This is a genomic window from Paenibacillus sp. RC84, assembly GCF_041260495.1.
Lineage (GTDB): Bacteria > Bacillota > Bacilli > Paenibacillales > NBRC-103111 > Paenibacillus_F.
This window is the reverse complement of sequence record NZ_JBGBYL010000006.1, coordinates 405,484-420,527: the sequence shown is the minus strand read 5'-3', so window position 1 is coordinate 420,527 and position 15,044 is coordinate 405,484. Positions and strand designations below refer to the sequence as shown.

General features: G+C 54.5%; 15 protein-coding genes and 1 rRNA gene. 8 read left to right on the top strand and 8 right to left on the bottom strand.

Annotated features, from left to right (window positions below; translation table 11 throughout):
* Positions 1–90 (bottom strand): 16S ribosomal RNA (locus ABH899_RS16510); the annotation flags it as partial.
* Between the two features lie 499 nt (positions 91–589).
* Between ABH899_RS16510 and ABH899_RS16505 the strand changes: the two genes are divergently transcribed.
* Positions 590–760, top strand: coding sequence for a hypothetical protein (locus ABH899_RS16505; protein ID WP_218230485.1), 171 nt, complete (start codon positions 590–592; stop codon positions 758–760).
* Between the two features lie 64 nt (positions 761–824).
* Here the strand turns inward: ABH899_RS16505 and ABH899_RS16500 are convergent, their stop codons facing one another.
* The 4 genes from ABH899_RS16500 to ABH899_RS16485 form a co-directional block, all read right to left on the bottom strand.
* A complete protein-coding gene (locus tag ABH899_RS16500; protein ID WP_369998223.1) occupies positions 825–1,784 on the bottom strand; it encodes a GNAT family N-acetyltransferase in 960 nt (319 codons plus the stop codon).
* Positions 1,785–1,802: 18 nt separating this feature from the next.
* A complete protein-coding gene (locus ABH899_RS16495) occupies positions 1,803–2,474 on the bottom strand; it encodes a GNAT family N-acetyltransferase (RefSeq protein WP_369998220.1) in 672 nt (223 codons plus the stop codon).
* Between the two features lie 69 nt (positions 2,475–2,543).
* Positions 2,544–3,236 (bottom strand): GNAT family N-acetyltransferase, encoded by a 693-nt coding sequence (locus ABH899_RS16490; RefSeq protein ID WP_369998217.1) that lies wholly within the window; start codon positions 3,234–3,236, stop codon positions 2,544–2,546.
* Between the two features lie 78 nt (positions 3,237–3,314).
* On the bottom strand, positions 3,315–4,172 hold the full coding sequence (locus ABH899_RS16485) for a carbon-nitrogen hydrolase family protein (RefSeq protein ID WP_369998215.1): 858 nt from the start codon (positions 4,170–4,172) through the stop codon (positions 3,315–3,317).
* A 114-nt stretch (positions 4,173–4,286) separates the two neighbouring features.
* On the opposite strand from ABH899_RS16485, the gene ABH899_RS16480 reads away from it, so the two are divergent.
* The 3 genes from ABH899_RS16480 to ABH899_RS16470 all read left to right on the top strand — a co-directional run bounded on the left by ABH899_RS16480 (position 4,287) and on the right by ABH899_RS16470 (position 7,088).
* The gene (locus ABH899_RS16480) at positions 4,287–5,081 is read left to right on the top strand and encodes a class I SAM-dependent methyltransferase (protein ID WP_369998212.1); all 795 of its coding nucleotides are present in this window, start codon (positions 4,287–4,289) and stop codon (positions 5,079–5,081) included.
* 311 nt (positions 5,082–5,392) lie between these two features.
* Entirely contained in the window at positions 5,393–5,854 is a 462-nt protein-coding gene (locus tag ABH899_RS16475) for a MerR family transcriptional regulator (RefSeq protein ID WP_369998209.1), read from the top strand.
* Between the two features lie 55 nt (positions 5,855–5,909).
* Complete coding sequence (locus tag ABH899_RS16470) at positions 5,910–7,088, top strand: MFS transporter (RefSeq protein WP_369998207.1); 1,179 nt, start codon at positions 5,910–5,912, stop codon at positions 7,086–7,088.
* Between the two features lie 151 nt (positions 7,089–7,239).
* On the opposite strand, the gene ABH899_RS16465 is transcribed toward ABH899_RS16470, so the two are convergent.
* From ABH899_RS16465 to ABH899_RS16455, 3 genes are read right to left on the bottom strand one after another with little or no spacing between them, the layout of a single operon-like run.
* Entirely contained in the window at positions 7,240–8,853 is a 1,614-nt protein-coding gene (locus ABH899_RS16465) for a UDP-glucose--hexose-1-phosphate uridylyltransferase (protein WP_369998204.1), read from the bottom strand.
* Between the two features lie 46 nt (positions 8,854–8,899).
* Positions 8,900–9,892 (bottom strand): UDP-glucose 4-epimerase GalE, encoded by a 993-nt coding sequence (gene galE, locus ABH899_RS16460; RefSeq protein ID WP_369998202.1) that lies wholly within the window; start codon positions 9,890–9,892, stop codon positions 8,900–8,902.
* A gap of 37 nt (positions 9,893–9,929) precedes the next feature.
* On the bottom strand, positions 9,930–11,105 hold the full coding sequence (locus tag ABH899_RS16455) for a galactokinase (RefSeq protein WP_369998199.1): 1,176 nt from the start codon (positions 11,103–11,105) through the stop codon (positions 9,930–9,932).
* A gap of 298 nt (positions 11,106–11,403) precedes the next feature.
* On the opposite strand from ABH899_RS16455, the gene ABH899_RS16450 reads away from it, so the two are divergent.
* The 4 genes from ABH899_RS16450 to ABH899_RS16435 all read left to right on the top strand — a co-directional run bounded on the left by ABH899_RS16450 (position 11,404) and on the right by ABH899_RS16435 (position 15,016).
* Complete coding sequence (locus tag ABH899_RS16450) at positions 11,404–12,267, top strand: helix-turn-helix transcriptional regulator (protein WP_369998196.1); 864 nt, start codon at positions 11,404–11,406, stop codon at positions 12,265–12,267.
* Positions 12,268–12,390: 123 nt separating this feature from the next.
* Positions 12,391–13,167: a prolipoprotein diacylglyceryl transferase gene (locus ABH899_RS16445; protein ID WP_369998193.1), complete on the top strand. Its 777-nt coding sequence runs from the start codon at positions 12,391–12,393 to the stop codon at positions 13,165–13,167.
* A 5-nt stretch (positions 13,168–13,172) separates the two neighbouring features.
* Positions 13,173–14,585, top strand: coding sequence for a radical SAM protein (locus ABH899_RS16440; protein WP_369998190.1), 1,413 nt, complete (start codon positions 13,173–13,175; stop codon positions 14,583–14,585).
* Entirely contained in the window at positions 14,582–15,016 is a 435-nt protein-coding gene (locus ABH899_RS16435) for a hypothetical protein (protein WP_369998187.1), read from the top strand. The genes ABH899_RS16440 and ABH899_RS16435 overlap by 4 nt, the downstream gene beginning before the upstream one ends.
* Positions 15,017–15,044 lie beyond the last annotated feature (28 nt).

Genomic DNA, 15,044 nt, shown 5'->3' with positions numbered 1-15,044 from the left:
GAAGCAAGCTTCTCATCAAGTCCGCTCGACTTGCATGTATTAGGCACGCCGCCAGCGTTCGTCCTGAGCCAGGATCAAACTCTCCGATAAAGTTGTGCCGACCATAGGCCAGCGGTTTATCTCAAGCTGATTAAGCTCAAAAATTCGTTGCTGACGAGAATTTCTTCTCATTAATGTCTCAATTGCTTGAGACGCTTCAATCACTCGTTGTTCAGTTTTCAAAGGACAATCTTGTGTATGTTACTCGTTTGTATCGGCCCGTTTCTCTTGGCCGGAATTCCATAATAACATATCCATTTTTCGAAGTCAACCTTTTTTTAAGATTAATTTCTCAGCTTTCGCTTCCGGCCTTGTTTTTCAAGGGCTCGTCCGTGTCAGCTAAATTAATGTACCATGTCAGCAATAGCTTTGCAACAGGTTTTTTATTCCAGTTATGCTGCATGCTCGAAACAATGCTATCAGCATATCCTTGCAGCGATTTTTCTATACGTACATAAACCATTCTTTTGGAGAAGTATGTGCGCATATTCTCCGGACGGCAGACCAAAGCTAACTTTATCTATCTACTGATGCAGAGAGGAGGCAACCCATGGAAAACAAAACGCACAGCGGAAACTACAAGGGAACAACACACATGAATGCAGAGAATCAAGATATGGAGTTTGCGAATGACACCCTGGAGTTGGCTGAAGATAAGCGCGCCATCCGAAATAAGGACAAGCTGCATACGCAAGCACCGGATGCAAAAACGCAGGAGTAAGCGGTAAAACAAAAGGGCCCCTACGGGAGCCCTTTTTATAATTGTGCGGGAAGGCCTGATGCCATCAAGCATAGGAGTAAGAAGAAGTTCCGCATTCGTAATAGTCATTCGCATCCGTTACTTCAAAACCGCAGGACCGGTAAAGTCCCAACGCATGATCGTTAGCGGCGGCAACCTCCAGCTTGATGTTCTTGAAGCCCGGGCTTTGCCGAATATGACAGATCGTCCTGAACAGTACGGCTCTGCCGTAGCCCCGTCCCCTCAGTTCGGGAGCAATGACGAAACCGATGATCATCGCCGTATCTCCCAGTAAGATCAAACCGATTTTACCGATAGGTTCTCCTCCCGCTTCGGCTATAAAGGTATGATTGTCATTATTTTTCGCAAGCGTAGACTCCACATAGTAGGCGGCGTCTTCCCGCGTCATTTGAAATCCGTCCTGATTCAGACGGATCAGCAGTTCTTTGTCGGCAGGACCAGCGGGTCTGATTCCGACTTTATCCGCTCCGGCGGCGGCTTGAGGCCGTCCTTCATGGAGCAGTTCCATCACATATTCGGAATACGCGTAACCCGCGATCTTTTTTACAAAAGGGCCCGCACCGGACGACGATCTTGGCGCAATAAAGACGAGCTTGGGAATTCCGCGAGTTTCGGCTTCGCCCGCGGCAAGTTGAAGAAGATGCGTAAATAGGCCGCTCCTGCGGTAATCGGGATGGACCAGCCCGCTTATCTCGACTTCTGACGTCTGAAAGCTGTACAGGCCTAAATAACCGACGAGGAGAGGGCCGTCAAAGGCCGCAAAATCGTTGATCTCGTCCGCTGTCCGCTCTTTCAGCATATTTCTATTGAGCTTCACAGTGAAGCGGTCGTTGCTTAGGCAAGTATCGGCCAGTGAATCCAGCTGGTTCAGATCATCTTGCGAAAGACCGCCTCTAACAGCCGCTATGCGCAAACTTCCGATACCGCGAAGGGAATTGCTTGGTTTTGCACCACCCGGTTGGGCTTGTTCCTGATCAAGAGTCATTTCATCCTCGTTTCCCGCTTACAGGGGAAGAAGCGCCGTGCGCTCCGATTTACGGAGACGCGAGATCATCTCCTGCCACGTCGGCGGTTTGTTTTCAAGTACAGAGTAGTATCGGGTCAGAAAATCGGCGATAAGGGAAGACGGCACGTATTCCTCATTCTCATCCGAAGGCATGAAGCACAGATCCAGTTCGCTTACGGCTTCTCCGTCGTTCTGCCAGGAGGGGTGAACGTAAGGAAAGTCCAGACGGCGGTAGCCTAAATGAGACAGAACTTCGCGGCGTACGAAAGGATCCATCGGCTTAACGCCGCCAAACGAATGTTCTTCTACCCGGTAGGGATCGTAGATCTCGGCAAACATGCCGATCATAGGCTTCCCGCTTTGAGCGGCCAGATCCGCCAGGTCATGCTGACGTTTGCGGCTCAGGAATCTGCCGATGCCAAGGCCTGGCCGGCCGATAATGGTAAAGTCGGTCATTGCGATTCCCAGATCGGTGTAATAGCGGTACTCGGTCGCTCCTACAACTTCCCCGTCGTGAACGGCGACGAACACCCGAATGCCCGGGTCTTCGAGCGGTTCTTTCCACAGGTCATAGTCAAGCACCTCTTCAGCGGGAAAAACGGTTTGCATGAGCTGGTGCATTTTCGCAAATAAAGGGTCGTTGATATCGGTAATACGTATGTATTCCATGGGCCTCATCCTCTCAAAGTGTTGTTGCTTAAAACGTGACGGCCATCTCCAGAAAGAAGGAAGCGTCCTCTATAGAAAGGGGTTCCTCCACTCCATCAGCAGAGCGTGATTAAGGGACTCCTCGTCTTCCAGGTAATTGGGCAGCACGGCGACCGGCATCCGTCCGCACCGGAGCAGGAAGTTCAGAACCGGGTCGTGGAGCAGTCCCGCTACAACCGCATCGACATATTGATCGGCGCTCATTTTGCCGGCCTGGGCCCCGTAACCGGGCATTCTTCCCCCGCCCAAAAGACGGCGAAGCCCCAGATGGACGACTGTCTCGTACATGGAGAACATGAGCCATTTGCCCAGCCCCAGCTTTCTGTACGCCGGCATCACGCAAACATCCACTACATAGAGGGAATCCCCCTCCGGGTCGTGGTTGCGGATGTACCCTCCGTCCGTGACTTCTTCCCAGGTATGCTCCGGATGGAGGGGATCGAAACGGATACGGAGCGCCGTCATGGAGCCGACGATTTTGCCTCCGACCTCCACGCAGAGAGCCCCCTCGGGAAATAACCGGACATGGCTGCGGAGCTGTTCTTCGTTCCACCACAGTTCCTCGGGAAACGGAGGCGGAAAGCTTAGACGCTGCACTTCGATCAGAGCTTCGATATCCGCTTCCGAGTAGCTTCTGATCAGGGCGGGAACCGGTTTCTCCCCGTCGAAAACGTACATTTTCTTCATATACTTGGGTGATTCGGATTCTGGTGTCGCATTCATCTCGTTTCGGGCCCCGCTTCCGTCAAAATTCTTAGTACCCGCTTCAACAATCCGCTGCCGGATTCAAACCGCTCATCTTTATTTCCAATCGGTGTACAAATCGGTTCTACGGTCGCGCCACGTGGTAACGGAACCTTTCTCTCTGACTTCTTCCAAAAGAGCCAGATCCAGATCGGCGGTAATGATCATATCGTCGTTGATTTCTCCTTCGGCCAGTATGCCGCGCGGAGGAAAGGGCACGTCGTTAGGGGTAAGCACGGCGGCTTGTCCGAAATTCCCTCTCATAAAGTCAACGGTTGGAAGCGACCCTATCGTTCCGGTCACGACCACATAGATCTGATTCTCGATGGTACGGGCATGGCAGGAGTAGCGAACGCGGTGGAAGCCGTGACGATCGTCCGTGCAGGAAGGGCAGAAAATAACGTCGGCGCCGCGGGCTTTGGCCATACGGACGATTTCGGGAAACTCCATGTCGTAGCAGACTAGAATAGCAATGCGGCCCTTATCCGTATCGAATACTTGAAGAGCGTCGCCGGCTCCCATGTTCCACTCTTTCACTTCCGTCGGGGTGATGTGCAGCTTCCTCTGCTCCCCTACCCTGCCATCCGGATAAAATAAAAACGCGGAGTTGTACAAGCGTCCGCCGTCTTCAATGATATGAGTGCCGCCGATGAGATACATACCGGTCGACTTGGCGAGTCCCTTGAACAGCTCCATATATGAGTCGGTAAAGGAGGGAAGATCGTTGATCGTCAGCGCTCCCTCCCCAGGATTGCGAATGGACAACAGCTGGGTGGTAAAAAGCTCCGGAAAGAGCACGAAATCGGAATCGAATTCCTGCGCCGTTTTGACGTAATGCTCGACCTGATCCGCAAACTCCCGAAAGCTCGAAATGGTATGCAGATGATGCTGGACTGCGGAAACTCTGAATTTCAAAAGGAACTCCTCCTTGGGCGGAAAAACTTGTCCGCAAACCCGTATGAACCGGATGGATTTGCCGATGATTTTATTATATGATGAATGATTGTGGAACAAAAGGAGGAATCCCCCGTGCAAAAACAATTCAGCGAACACAATCAGACGGCCTGGAACCAGCACGCTTACGAGGCCTGGCTGAACCGGTTTGGAACCCCGGAGGAAGCAGCTGCGCTTATCGGCCGGAACCCGGAGGGGACCGTGCGGTCTTTCAGCCGTTTTCTCGGGGACCTCAGCGGAATCAAAGCCGTTAATCTGCTCGGCTCCCACGGCAGTAAAGCCGCAGCTCTCGCCCTGCTGGGAGCGAGCGAAGTTACGGTTATAGATATCGCGGCGGAAAACGCCAAATACGGAACGGAGCTGGCGGAAGCCGCCGGAGTGCGTGTCCGTTACGTCGTCTCCGATGTGCTGGAGCTTCCCGAAGAAGAGCTGACCGGCGACTACGGTCTCGCGCTTATGGAATTCGGCATTCTTCATTATTTCTTGGAGCTGAAGCCGCTATTCGACGTAGTGGTTAAACTACTGGCTTCCCGCGGACGGCTGATCCTGCAGGATTTTCATCCCGTGACGACCAAATTGATCTCCTCCCGCGGTTCTACCGCCAAGGTCCGGAAACACAAAGTAACCGGCGATTATTTCGATGCCTCTATAGAAGAGACGGATGTAGCCTACTCCAAATTTTTGCCGGGGCAGGACGAATCGGCCTTAATCAAAGTACGGCACCGCAAATGGACGCTCGGGGAAATCGTTACGGCCGCCGCTTCTTCGGGATTGTTCATCGAGATTCTGGAAGAAGAGCCTAACCGATCTTCGGATGTTTACGATAAAGGCATTCCGAAATCGTTCACTTTGGTGGCTAAAAAGCTCTAGACGGCTTTAGTTCCCACGGTGGCAGCGGTATCGAGGGTTCATTGCAGGATCGGACAACGCGCTTTCTATAAATCAGAACCGTCACAACAAAGGTTGTGGCGGTTTTTAGCTGTTTCGTGAAGCCGCGCCGATTTGGTTAGAAGAGCCGGGAAACGATATACTTATAGAGGAAAGTCAATGGACATGAACCCCGGTTATTCAGGAGGGGATTCAAAAAGTGCAATGAGGTTTTCATCTACGGGGATAAAGTTAACGTTGACGTTAACGTTAGTTAGGAGTAATCTTGATATTAGCGACTGGGAGTGGTAAACATGACACGGTTAAAAATTGATGATGTCGCCAAGGAGACGGGATTGACCAAGCGTACGATCCGGTATTATGAAGAGATCGGCCTTCTGGAGCCGCCTACGCGCAGCGAGGGAGGCGTAAGGCTGTACACCCAGGAAAACGTGGATCGTCTGAAGAAAGTGCTGCTGGCCCGCGAAGTGCTCGGCTTTTCTTTGCAGGAGCTGCAGCATTTCCTGGCCATCGATACGCTGCTTGCTTCCTACCGCGAAGGTTCCGACGGCTACGCCGTCGAGCTGAAGAAGCAGGAGGAGCTCAAGCGCGTAGCGGACGGACTCGCCGAACAGGTGGATATGCTTGATCTCAAGATTCATAAGATGGAGGCGTTCCGCAAAGATATGGAAGAGCTGCTCTCCAAGGTACGTGAAGCGATCGGCCAGCCTCAAACGGCGGCGTCCTCCGGCAAGACCTCGTCTTCCGGACAATAGCCGTGCTCGTGACACCCATTTCCCGGCCAGACTTGTGCGAGGGGTGCATATTTGTATGGATCAGGGAATAAAAAAGCAAACACGCGCACGTTACGTCACGGTGTTTGCAACTTTTCTTGCTTTTATGGGAATCGGGGTCGTCGATCCGATTCTTCCGATTATAGCCGAGAAAATCGGCGCGAATCCGGCGCAGATCGAGCTGCTTTTTACCGCCTACATCCTCACCATGGCGATTATGATGATTCCGTCCGGTCTTGCGGCGACCCGCTTCGGCGACAAAAAAATGATGGTTGCCGGCCTCGCCGTCGTGACCGTCTTCGCCTTTCTGTGCGGCGCATCCGGCGGCATTACCGAGCTAGCCTTGTTCCGGGCGGGCTGGGGCTTCGGGAATTCGATGTTCTTCGCCACCGCGATGACTCTGCTCATTGCCTTGACGCCTTCGGCCAATACGGCCGTCGGCATGTATGAAGCGGCGATCGGCCTCGGAATGGCGGGCGGACCGCTTGTCGGCGGACTGCTCGGCGGCATTTCCTGGCGGCTGCCGTTTATCGCCACAGGCTGTTTTGTGCTTATCGCGTTCCTGCTGGTGCTGTTCATGATTCAGGAGCCGGAGAAAAAATCCGTCCGTAAAGCGGCCGGATTCAAGGAGCTTCTGCACCTGGCGACCCATAAGCCGTTCCTGCGTGTCGCAGGTTCCTCGATGTTTTATTACTACGGCTTCTTCGTCGTGTTGGCTTATTCGCCGCTGATGCTTCATATGTCGGCCATCCAGCTCGGCCTCGTTTTCTTCGGCTGGGGCCTCATGCTTGCTTACGGCTCCGCGAAGCTGGCTCACAATCTGGAGGAACGCTTCAAGCCTTCCCAAATCATTCCGTGGAGCTTGGGAGCATTCTGCCTCATTCTGCTGCTGTTGTTCCTGGTTCACACCTTGTGGCTGCAGATTCTGCTGATTATCGTCATCGGCTTGTTCTGCGGATTGAACAATGCTTTGTTCACAAGCCACGTGATGGAGGTTTCTCCGTTCGAAAGGAGCGTAACGTCCGGCGCCTACAATTTCGTGCGCTGGTTGGGTGCGGCCATCGCTCCGGTATTGTCGGGCTACATCGCTCACCACCTGTCGGCCCAATTGCCTTTCGCCGTCGCGGCCGGCCTGGCGCTCATCGCGGTCATCGCGATGTCCGTCTGGCGCAGCCGTCCGGCCAAGGCAGGCGCAACCGGGCCTCAGGCCGGGTAAGCGCCCGCGGCGTATTGGTGCCCGCGGCGTATTGGTGCCCGCGGCGTATTGGTGCCCGCGGCGTATTGGTGCCCGCGGCGTATTGGTGCCCGCGGCGTATAAAAAAGCCTTTCGTTCTCCCCGCTGCGGGAGGACGAAAGGCTTTTTTGGCCTATTCGGCGGGGACGAAGCCGAGGCTGCCCAGGAAGCGGCCGAATGCCGCCTGACCGGCATCGGTCCGCTTGAACACGCCGGCATCTTCAAGCACCTGCTTGAATTTGCCGCCAATTTCCCGCTGCAGGAGTTCGTGCGCCTCCTGCAGCGAAAGGGCCGTGCCGCCGGCGGCGACAAGCTCGCCGATCCAGGCGGCATGCTTCTCCAGCGGATGGCCCGCCTCCAGGCCTTCCGCGCCGTTCCATGCGGAATCTCCGGTAAGGAACCCGGCGATTCCGCTGATCTCTTCCTGGAGACGGCCAGGAAGGACGGCCAGACCCATCACCTCGATCAAGCCGATGTTTTCCTTCTTGATGTGGTGAAGGTTACGGTGCGGATGGAAGATGCCATCCGGGTGTTCTTCGCTCGTGCGGTTGTTGCGGAGCACGAGGTCCAGTTCGTACTGCCCGGACGAGTTGAACCGGGCGATCGGTGTGACGGTGTTATGGGGAACCCGTACACCGTCCGCTGTTTGCGTGAACGCCGCGATGTCCGCAGACGGATCGCTGTAGGCACGCCATGCGGCGAACAGCATGTCGGCGGCGCGGAGGACGTCCTCGCGGCCGCTTCCCTCGAGCCGCAGGACCGACATCGGCCACCGGACGATGCCGACCGAGACGCCGGGGTAAGTGTCCGAAGCGAATTTCCGCTCAACGGGAGCGAGCTCCATCGGAAATTTATGATTCCCGCCCTGAAAATGGTCGTGGCTCAGAATCGAACCCCCGACGATCGGCAGGTCCGCATTTGAGCCCACAAAATAATGCGGAATCTGTTCGATAAAATCAAACAGCCTGCGGAAAGTCCGCTCTGATATTTTCATCGGGACATGCTTTTCGTTCAAAACGATGCAGTGTTCGTTATAGTAGACGTAAGGGGAATATTGAAAAAACCAGGCCTCCCCGTCAATCGTAAGGGGAAGAATGCGCAGGTTCTGCCTGGCCGGATGATCCAGCCTGCCCGCATAGCCGACATTGTCCACGCACAGGAGACACTGGGGATATCCGCTTTGTTTGAGCGTCCGCAAAAGCGCGATCTCCTTCGGATCTTTCTCCGGTTTGGACAGATTGACGGTAATTTCGAGATTCCCGTATTCTGTCGGGGCCAGCCAATAACCGTTTTTGCGTATCCGGTCCATGCGAATGTAATTGCTGTTTAGGCAAAGTTCGTAAAACCAGTCCGCCGCCTTCCGCACTCCGTGTTCCTTTGTGATTTCCCCGAACTGCCGGGCGACCTCGGATGGTCTCGGCATCAGCAGCCCCATCAAACGGGCATCAAAAAGATCCCGGTAAGTGGTCGTATCCTCTTCAAAACATCCACGGATATAAGCGAAGTCGAGTAAAACTTCGAGCATTTCTCCAGGCTCCGCGGCCACCGTTTCGTCTTCCGCGTTTCCGTCCGCGCCTTGATATGGCTCAGGCAGACCCAGCGCGTCCAAAAGCGCGTTCCTCGCCGCACTTACATCCAAGGACCCGATCATTCCCTTCGCAAGGGCAAACGACACCAGGCGTTCGACGGCAAGCGCCGCCTGATCAGCCTGATTTTGTGCTTTCTCCCGTTCCAAGTCCGTATTCATTCCTTCACTCACTCCTTACGCCCGGCAGGCAGGTAAACTCCAGATGCTACTTCTTGTCCGCGTATCCCTCCGGATGCGCTTGATGCCATGCCCAGGCACTGGCGATAATCGCCTGGAGATTGTCCCGTTTAGGCTTCCAGCCCAAATCTTGACGGGCGCGGTCGGAAGAGGCGATAAGAACCGCGGGGTCTCCGGAACGGCGTGCTTCCACAACGGCCGGAATCGGATGACCCGTCACCTCGCGGGCGATATCGATCACTTCTTTTACGGAAAATCCGTTGCCGCTGCCGAGATTGTACACGCCGCTCTCCCCGCCCTGGCGCAGCTTCTCTACGGCAAGCACGTGAGCGTCGGCCAGGTCGCTGACATGGATGTAATCCCGGATGCAGGTCCCGTCCGGTGTCGCATAGTCTTCTCCGAAGACGGAGATATGGCTTCGTTGTCCGAGCGCCACTTGAAGGATGAGCGGAACGAGATGCGTTTCCGGATGGTGGTCTTCCCCGATGCGGCCGCTTTCATGAGCACCCGCCGCGTTGAAATAGCGCAGTGAAACGGATTTGATCCCGTGAGCGTGATCGAACCATTTGATCATTTTCTCCATGGACAATTTCGTTTCCCCGTAAGCGTTCGTCGGCTCGGTCCGGTCGGTTTCCAGAATCGGCGTGTTTTCGGGCTCGCCGTATGTTGCCGCCGTCGAAGAGAACACGATTCGTTTCACGTCGATTTTTTTCATTTTTTCCAGCAGGCAGAGAGTCCCGTAAACGTTATTGTGGTAATATTTCGCCGGGTCCGTCATGCTTTCCCCGACTAGCGAGTTCGCTGCAAAATGGATCACCGCGTCTATCTCATTTTCCCGGAATACCGTGTCCAGAAACGCTTCGTCCCGCAGATCGCCTTCGTAAAGCTTGCCGCCCAATACCGCATCGCGATGACCTTGCTGGAGGTTATCGACGATCACAACCTCTTCTCCTCTAGCCAGCAGTTCCGCTACGGCGTGAGAACCGATGTATCCGGCCCCGCCTGTCACCATAATCGCCATTTTTTCCGCCTCCCGATAATTGTTTTCCCGCTGCTGCCTAGTCTTGTACGCTGCTCACGCCGTCTCCAATGCTGCAAACGTAGAAATCCCCTGTGAGTCCCGTTTGTTCTTTGTAGCTCGATCCGACCTTCTCGCGGAATGCCTCAATGCTGTCCTCATGCACGAGAGAGACCGTACAACCGCCGAATCCGGCTCCCGTCATCCGTGATCCGAGGACGCCCGGCACGGACAGTGCGGCTTCTACCATCACATCGAGTTCCCGGCACGTAACTTCGTAAAGATCGCGCAAAGATTCGTGAGATCCGGTCATCAGCCGTCCGAAGGCTTCCAGATCATTGGCTTTCAGCACATCTATGGATTTCAGCACGCGGTCGATTTCCTCCACGACATGCTGCGCTCTCCGCCGGACGGTGTCGTCCTGAATGGCATCTTTGTTCGCCTCGAACTGCTCCAGACTGATTTGGCCCAGAAGCGTCAAGTCCGGAAAGCGGGTTTGCAGGTCCCGGACGGCCTGCTCGCACTGGCTTCTGCGTTCGTTATATGCCGAATCTACGAGTCCGCGGCGCTTGTTCGTATTGCCGATCACAAGCTTGTAGCTGCCGCTTTGAAAAGGCACGAGTTCATACTCCAGGGTATCGCACATGAGCAGAATCGCATGATCTTTGCGTCCGTTGGCAACGGCAAACTGGTCCATGATGCCGCAATTTACGCCCATAAACTCGTTTTCCGCTTTTTGGGCAAGCAGCGCCAGCTCCACCCGGTCTGCCGGATATCCCTCCGCTTCCAGCAATCCGTAACCCGTGACCACTTCAATAGAAGCCGAGGACGAAAGCCCCGCCCCGTTCGGAATTTCACCGTGATACAGCATATCGTAGCCGGATCGGGGGCCTTGGCCTTTCTGCTGAAGCTGGGCGACGACGCCCTTCGGGTAGTTCATCCAGTCGTCTTCTTCCCGGTAAACGACATCGTCCAGGGAACAAAACCCTTTATGGGTGAAATTGGTGGAAGCCATGCGAAGCAGGCCTTCCTTATTTTTGCGCAAAAGAAGGGTAGTGCCGAAAGTCAGGGCAGCCGGAAAAACATAGCCCCCGTTGTAATCGGTATGTTCGCCGATCAGATTAACACGGCCGGGAGCATGGAAAACTGTGATATCCTTCTCAGCACCTCCGTACAGTTCGGTAAATTGTGTTTTAAGGAGATTAAGATCGGCCATCTCGGCACCGCCTTTAAGTAGAGTCATACTATCCTTGAATTGTTAACGGATTCTTGTTTCGTTCTTCTACCTCCAGTATAAGCGCGAACCATTTGAAGTCCTATGGAATGATGTAAGGATCATATGGAAAAATGTGATGTCGGAAGCGCGCAGGAGATGATAGGATGAAGGAAAAGCGGAGTCTGTGCAGGTTCCGGCGAAGGCAAGCTTCTTGTCAGAAGGAGTACGGGAAAAGAACTGCTTGTCCGGCGCCGCTTTTTCTTAACTCATTATCGCAAACAGGAGGATGTGAAGTCCAATGAAGCGAGAACCCACTTACTATGTCGTGTCCAACCCGGAGCCGCCGGAAGATACGGCCCTTCATATACTCTTCTCCGGGGAAAGCCAGACCAAACCGCTCCACCGCCTGGGGCCGAAGGTGTACGATTATTTCCTCATCCATACGGTTATCTCCGGAAGAGGGCGGTTCACGGCAGCGGGCCGGGAGCGGCTTCTGGGCCCCGGCGACAGCTTCTGCATCGCGCCGGAGCAGCTCGTCGGCTATGAAGCCGACGAAGCCGATCCCTGGCGCTACTGCTGGCTCGCCGTCACCGGTGCGGAAGCGGCGGCCCACATGCGCAAGGCCGGCTTCACGCCGGAGCAGCCGGTTATTCACACGGCGCATGCGGGCAGCCGTGTTCCGGCGTTTTTCCGGCGCCTGCAGCGCGCGCTAAGGCATAAGAGCGGCACGGCTTCGCTTCGTGCGCTCGGCTATCTTCATCTGCTGCTTGCCGAGTATGCCGATGCGGCGCGGCCGCCCTTACCCGAGCCGGGTAAGGCGCATTCCCGCACGGAAGTGACGGTGCAGCAGATGCTGCATTATTTGTCCGCGCAGTATGCCGAGGACATCTCGATCGAGTCCATGGCGGAGGCGCTCGGCTACAACCGGGCTTACCTGTCCCGGCTGTTCAAGGAGCACACCGGCCAGACACCGGTGTCTTTCCTGTCCAAGCTCCGGGTCGATAAAGCCCGGCAGCTTCTGCGGGAACGGCTGGAGCTGACGATTGAGCAGATTGCTTTTTCCGTGGGATTCCGTGATCCGCTTTACTTCTCCAAACAGTTTCGGAAATGGTACGGCCTCTCCCCTACGGAATATCGCAGCGATATGATACGTATGCAGTAGTGCGAAATTGGGCCTTTCCGCGGAAGTTCCGGGTTGGCCCCCCGCTAGAATCGCTCCCGATCCGATCCCCTCTCTTAATATTCGTGTGGTATAATTTACCTTAACTTTATCGGGGAGGAACCTATGACTTTTCCAGTTTATATTAACCTCGGTTTTATCCGGCTGCATCCCCATTTGGTTTTTGAAGCGCTTGCTTATTTTATCGGATTCCGGCTTTATCTCTATACCCGGAGCAAGGAAAAACTCCAGGCAAGTCAGGCCCTCTGGGTCCTCGTCGGTGCCACACTAGGTGCCGCTGCCGGATCGAAGGTGCTTTACTGGCTGGAAGACCCCGCCTTGACCCTGCAGCGCTGGAACGACGTGTCGTATCTAATGGAAGGTAAAACCATTGTCGGAGGGCTCCTGGGAGGGCTAATCGGCGTGGAATGGACCAAAAAAAGAATCGGGCACACCCGTTCCACGGGAGATGATATGGCGCTGCCGCTCCTTACTGGGATGATGATTGGAAGAATCGGCTGCTTTCTGACCGGTCTCGATGATCATACCTACGGAACCCCGACAGACTGGGTAACAGGTGTCGACTTTGGCGATGGAATTCTCCGTCATCCGACTCAGCTTTACGAGATCGCCTTCCTGCTTCTTCTAGGCATCACGATCTTGGCGATGAAAAACCGTGCCAGGCACCGATCCGTTCCCCTGCCGGACGGCATGTCGTTCATTATCTTCATGGGGGGCTACCTTCTTTTCCGCCTGCTGATCGATTTTATCAAGCCGACTCCCCACCCGTATGCCGGACTGAACAACATTCAGCTCGCCTGCATAGCGGGCCTGATCTATTACACCCTGCTTCTGTGGCGCAAACTTTTCGCGAAACCTACCTTAATCGGGAAAGGAACCTGACTTCCATGCCTACCAAAAACCGTCCTTATTTGTTCTACGAACTCACCAACAGCGTCTGCTCCCAATGTCTCCGTAAAGTGGAGGCGAAGGTCATTATTGAGGATGAGAACGTTTATCTGCTTAAATACTGCGGCCGGCACGGCCGGGAAAAGGTTCTGATCTCGGATGACGCGGAGTATTACAAACGGTGCCGCGAATTTTTGAAACCCGCTGAAATGCCCCAGCACTGGAACACTCCGATCCGTTACGGATGTCCGTACGATTGCGGACTCTGCCCGGATCATGAACAGCACAGCTGCCTGACGCTTCTTGAAATTACGGACAAATGTAATCTGCAGTGTCCGATCTGCTATGCCGAATCTTCTCCGAAACGGGAGACCTGGCGCTCTCTCGAGCAGATCGAAACGATGCTTAACGCTATCGTACGCAACGAAGAAGAACCGGATATCGTGCAGATTAGCGGCGGCGAACCGACGATCCATCCCCAATTTTTCGAGATTCTCGATCTGGCCAAAACGAAACCCATTAAACACCTTATGGTAAACACCAACGGACTGAGAATCGCCCAGGACCGGGAGTTCGTACGGAAGCTGTCCCAGTATATGCCGGGATTCGAGCTGTACCTCCAGTTTGACAGCTTTGAGGAAGAGGCTCTCCGCGAGCTGCGCGGGGTAGATCTGCGTGATGTGCGCCGGCGTGCGATCGAACATCTCAATGAATTTAATATCTCGACTACCCTCGTAGTCACTCTGAAAAAAGGACTCAACGACTCCGAGGTCGGCGATATTATCCGTTACGGGTTACAGCAGCGCGCGGTCCGGGGCGTAACGTTCCAGCCGGTTCAAGTGGCCGGCCGCACCGAGGCGTTCGATCCGGCCAAAGACCGGCTGACACTCAGCGAAGTGCGCCGGATGATTATCGAACAATCCGGCATTTTTCAGCCGGAAGATATTATACCGGTTCCTTGTCATCCGGATTGCTTAGCGATGGGTTATGCTTTGAAGCTGGGAGGACAGGCCATACCGCTAACCGGGATGATCGACCCTCAAATTTTGCTGGAAGGCGGACGCAATACGATCGTATTCGAGCAGGATCAGACGTTAAAGGATCAAGTCTTCGACCTTTTCTCGACCGCTCATTCTCCCGAGTCGTCGGCGCTTTCGCTGAAAAATCTGCTTTGCTGCCTGCCGTCCGTCGCCGTACCGGAGCATATCGGGTATGACAATGTGTTCCGCGTGCTGATTATGCAGTTCCTGGACCCTTACAATTTCGATGTCCGTTCCGTAAAAAAATCTTGTGTGCATATTGCCCATCCCGATGGAAGAATCATTCCCTTCGATACGTACAATTTATTTTACCGTGACGGCCGTGAAGCACTGTTGGAGGAGCTGCGCGCGGAGACAGGAGGGCTCGCATGAGCGATTATGAAAACGATCCGGCCAAGAGCGGTACGCCATCGGAGGCGGGAACTTCGCCCAAATCCGGAACGGAAAAAGAAACGGAATCAACAACGAATTCCGAACCTGGAGATCACGCAGCGGATACTGGCTTCGAACAAACTTCCTCTCTACCTTCTCATGAACATGGCGGGTCCGACCGGCCCCGTCGTCCGTGGAAAGGACTCGATGTGTGGAAAGGAATCGGCTTTGTCGTGCTCGGCCATCTCTTATGGCTCTTTGCCATTCCGATGTACTTTGGGATCGGCATCGTACAGATGCTCTACGTATTGCCGCTTCTCCTTATTTTCAGCAAACGGGCGGCCGTCGTTCAGGGGATTCTTATAGGAGCGGGAATAACGTTCCTTTTGAATGCCGCTTGTTTCGGCTATGTCATGTTTAGTTTGGGCTGATCCTCTGATGGAAGCGAGGAATAGAGAA

Excerpts from the sequence above, each read along its gene's own strand:
- ABH899_RS16505 (WP_218230485.1), top strand. The coding sequence starts at position 590 with ATGGAAAACAAAACGCACAGCGGAAACTACAAGGGAACAACACACATG.
- ABH899_RS16500 (WP_369998223.1), bottom strand. The coding sequence starts at position 1,784 with ATGACTCTTGATCAGGAACAAGCCCAACCGGGTGGTGCAAAACCAAGC.
- ABH899_RS16495 (WP_369998220.1), bottom strand. The coding sequence starts at position 2,474 with ATGGAATACATACGTATTACCGATATCAACGACCCTTTATTTGCGAAA.
- ABH899_RS16490 (WP_369998217.1), bottom strand. The coding sequence starts at position 3,236 with ATGAATGCGACACCAGAATCCGAATCACCCAAGTATATGAAGAAAATG.
- ABH899_RS16475 (WP_369998209.1), top strand. The coding sequence starts at position 5,393 with ATGACACGGTTAAAAATTGATGATGTCGCCAAGGAGACGGGATTGACC.
- ABH899_RS16470 (WP_369998207.1), top strand. The coding sequence starts at position 5,910 with ATGGATCAGGGAATAAAAAAGCAAACACGCGCACGTTACGTCACGGTG.
- ABH899_RS16465 (WP_369998204.1), bottom strand. The coding sequence starts at position 8,853 with ATGAATACGGACTTGGAACGGGAGAAAGCACAAAATCAGGCTGATCAG.
- galE (WP_369998202.1), bottom strand. The coding sequence starts at position 9,892 with ATGGCGATTATGGTGACAGGCGGGGCCGGATACATCGGTTCTCACGCC.
- ABH899_RS16455 (WP_369998199.1), bottom strand. The coding sequence starts at position 11,105 with ATGGCCGATCTTAATCTCCTTAAAACACAATTTACCGAACTGTACGGA.
- ABH899_RS16450 (WP_369998196.1), top strand. The coding sequence starts at position 11,404 with ATGAAGCGAGAACCCACTTACTATGTCGTGTCCAACCCGGAGCCGCCG.
- ABH899_RS16445 (WP_369998193.1), top strand. The coding sequence starts at position 12,391 with ATGACTTTTCCAGTTTATATTAACCTCGGTTTTATCCGGCTGCATCCC.
- ABH899_RS16440 (WP_369998190.1), top strand. The coding sequence starts at position 13,173 with ATGCCTACCAAAAACCGTCCTTATTTGTTCTACGAACTCACCAACAGC.
- ABH899_RS16435 (WP_369998187.1), top strand. The coding sequence starts at position 14,582 with ATGAGCGATTATGAAAACGATCCGGCCAAGAGCGGTACGCCATCGGAG.